Genomic DNA, 3,427 nt, shown 5'->3' on the forward strand with positions numbered 1-3,427 from the left:
TCACCTCCTTAAACGACGACCGACCTTCCATAAGCGTTCACACGAATTGTTTGATGATCAGTTGACAGTGGTCAGTGACCAGTTGTCAGTTGGTCGTTTTGTTCTTTAAAAAAGTGTGTTTAATGAATCGGTTGTTTTGGCGATGCGCTGAACCAGCAAGATTGGGTCTGTAGCTCAGTTGGTTAGAGCGCACCCCTGATAAGGGTGAGGTCGGCAGTTCGAGTCTGCCCAGACCCACCAATCGTGATTCGGAATAAGGGGCTATAGCTCAGCTGGGAGAGCGCCTGCTTTGCACGCAGGAGGTCAGCGGTTCGATCCCGCTTAGCTCCACCATTATCCGAACGACCCATTCATTAAGCATATTTTGCTTCATTATCCCTTTTCTTCGATAGAAACCGGGTAATGCGTTCTTTAACAATGTGGAATCCAAACTTAAATAAGCTGAGTTGATTTAAAAGGCGCAAGTCTTTTAATGAGATTCTTGCTGAGACACTCTCAAGTTATTTACCGCAAGGTAATAGCTAATGTGTATGGCGTTCAGTTGTCAGTGGTCAGTTAACAGTGGCCAGTGATGAACTGGAGATCGTTAAAGGTAGTTATATGAACCTTTAATTCAGAACAGACCCTTTTTATGGGGTTTGGCAAAGAGATTTTTCTTCAGGCAAGGCGCAAGCTGAACGACGGAAGGAGCATACCCATGGTATGTGACTGACAGAGTGAAGATTGCAACGCCGCATGAAGGAAAATATCGCAGCCAAACAGATCGTTTTGGGTTATATGGTCAAGTGACTAAGCGTACACGGTGGATGCCTTGGCAGTCAGAGGCGATGAAGGACGTGGTAATCTGCGAAAAGTCTTGGGGAGCCGATAAACAGGCGCTGATCCAGGAATGTCCGAATGGGGAAACCCACTCACACAAGTGAGTATCCTTAACCTGAATACATAGGGTCAAGGAGGCGAACCCGGGGAACTGAAACATCTAAGTACCCGGAGGAAAAGAAATCAACCGAGATTCCCCCAGTAGCGGCGAGCGAACGGGGACCAGCCCTTAAGCAATTCAGGAGTTAGTGGAACGCTCTGGAAAGTGCGGCCATAGTGGGTGACAGCCCCGTACACGAAAACTCTTTTATTGTGAAATCGAGTAGGACGGCACACGTGAAATGTTGTCTGAACATGGGGGGACCATCCTCCAAGGCTAAATACTCCTGACTGACCGATAGTGAACCAGTACCGTGAGGGAAAGGCGAAAAGAACCCCGTTGAGGGGAGTGAAACAGAACCTGAAACCGTGTACGTACAAGCAGTGGGAGCAAGGGGCTAGTATCAAGATACAAGTGTCAGGAGGAATAACCATCAGGTTTACGTCCATCCAATCTTGTTTCTTGTCTCTTGATACTAGTCTCTTGTAACTGCGTACCTTTTGTATAATGGGTCAGCGACTTATTTTCTGTGGCAAGGTTAACCGAATAGGGAAGCCGTAGCGAAAGCGAGTCTTAACAGGGCGTCCAGTCGCAGTGAATAGACCCGAAACCGGGCGATCTATCCATGAGCAGGTTGAAGATCAGGTAACACTGATTGGAGGACCGAACCCACTGTCGTTGAAAAGCCAGGGGATGACTTGTGGATAGGAGTGAAAGGCTAATCAAGCCCGGAGATAGCTGGTTCTCCTCGAAAGCTATTTAGGTAGCGCCTCGTGTCTCACCATCGGGGGTAGAGCACTGTTTGGGCTAGGGGGCCATCCCGGCTTACCAACCCCATGCAAACTCCGAATACCGATGAGTGCAATCACGGGAGACACACGGCGGGTGCTAACGTCCGTCGTGGAAAGGGAAACAACCCAGACCGTCAGCTAAGGTCCCAAAGTAATAGTTAAGTGGGAAACGATGTGAGAAGGCCCAGACAGCCAGGAGGTTGGCTTAGAAGCAGCCACCCTTTAAAGAAAGCGTAATAGCTCACTGGTCGAGTCGGCTCGCGCGGAAGATGTAACGGGGCTCAAACTATTCACCGAAGCTACGGATCTAGAGACTAGTTTCTAGAAACAAGTGACAAGGTTAGATTATGCCGTATCGAAGTTTAAATGCTCATAGGCATCATCAAACGATACACTACTTGATACTTGTATCTAGAAACTAGTTTCTAGGTGGTAGAGGAGCGTTCTGTAAGCCGTCGAAGGTCAACCGGGAGGTGGGCTGGAGGTATCAGAAGTGCGAATGCTGACATGAGTAACGATAAAGGGAGTGAGAGGCTCCCTCGCCGGAAGACCAAGGGTTCCTGCGCAACGCTAATCGGCGCAGGGTGAGTCGGCCCCTAAGGTGAGGTCGAAAGACGTAATCGATGGGAAACAGGTTAATATTCCTGTACCCCTTTTGACTGCGATGGAGTGACGGAGAAGGCTAGGTCAGCCCGGTGTTGGTTATCCGGGTTTAAGGTCGTAGGCGGTGGAATCAGGCAAATCCGGTTCCTCTCTAATAGAGAACGCCGAGAACTGATGACGAACTGACCAAGGTCAGGAAGTGATTGATGCCAGGCTTCCGGGAAAAACTTCTAAGCGTCAGGTCAAAAGGGACCGTACCCGAAACCGACACAGGTGGTCAGGTAGAGAATACCAAGGCGCTTGAGAGAACCTGGGTGAAGGAACTAGGCAAAATGGCACCGTAACTTCGGGAGAAGGTGCGCCGGCTTTGGTGATCGGACTTGCTCCGTAAGCTGAGGCTGGTCGAAGATACCAGGTGGCTGCGACTGTTTATTAAAAACACAGCACTGTGCTAACACGTAAGTGGACGTATACGGTGTGACGCCTGCCCGGTGCCGGAAGGTTAATTGATGGGGTTATCTTCGGAGAAGCTCTTGATCGAAGCCCCGGTAAACGGCGGCCGTAACTATAACGGTCCTAAGGTAGCGAAATTCCTTGTCGGGTAAGTTCCGACCTGCACGAATGGCGTAACGATGGCCACGCTGTCTCCACCCGGGACTCAGTGAAATTGAAATCGCTGTTAAGATGCAGTGTATCCGCGGCTAGACGGAAAGACCCCGTGAACCTTTACTACAGCTTCACAGTGGATCTTGATGTTGCTTGTGTAGGATAGGTGGGAGGCTTTGAAGTGTGGACGCCAGTCTGCATGGAGCCAACCTTGAAATACCACCCTGGCAATATTGAGGTTCTAACCCAGGTCCTTTATCAGGATCGGGGACATTGTGTGGTGGGTAGTTTGACTGGGGCGGTCTCCTCCCAAAGAGTAACGGAGGAGCACGAAGGTTGGCTAAGCACGGTCGGACATCGTGCGGTTAGTGTAATGGTACAAGCCAGCTTGACTGCGAGACGTACAGGTCGAGCAGGTACGAAAGTAGGTCATAGTGATCCGGTGGTTCTGAATGGAAGGGCCATCGCTCAACGGATAAAAGGTACTCCGGGGATAACAGGCTGATAC

At 50.1% G+C, this 3,427-nt stretch carries 2 tRNA genes and 1 rRNA gene; all 3 read left to right on the plus strand.

Annotation, left to right across the window (positions count from 1 at the left end):
* Positions 1–163: 163 nt before the first annotated feature.
* Positions 164–240 (plus strand) — tRNA-Ile (locus tag KDK16_RS11435).
* A gap of 17 nt (positions 241–257) precedes the next feature.
* Positions 258–333, plus strand: a tRNA-Ala gene (locus tag KDK16_RS11440).
* A 446-nt stretch (positions 334–779) separates the two neighbouring features.
* Positions 780–3,427 (plus strand): 23S ribosomal RNA (locus KDK16_RS11445); the annotation flags it as partial.

The organism is Endozoicomonas sp. SESOKO4 (assembly GCF_024606275.1).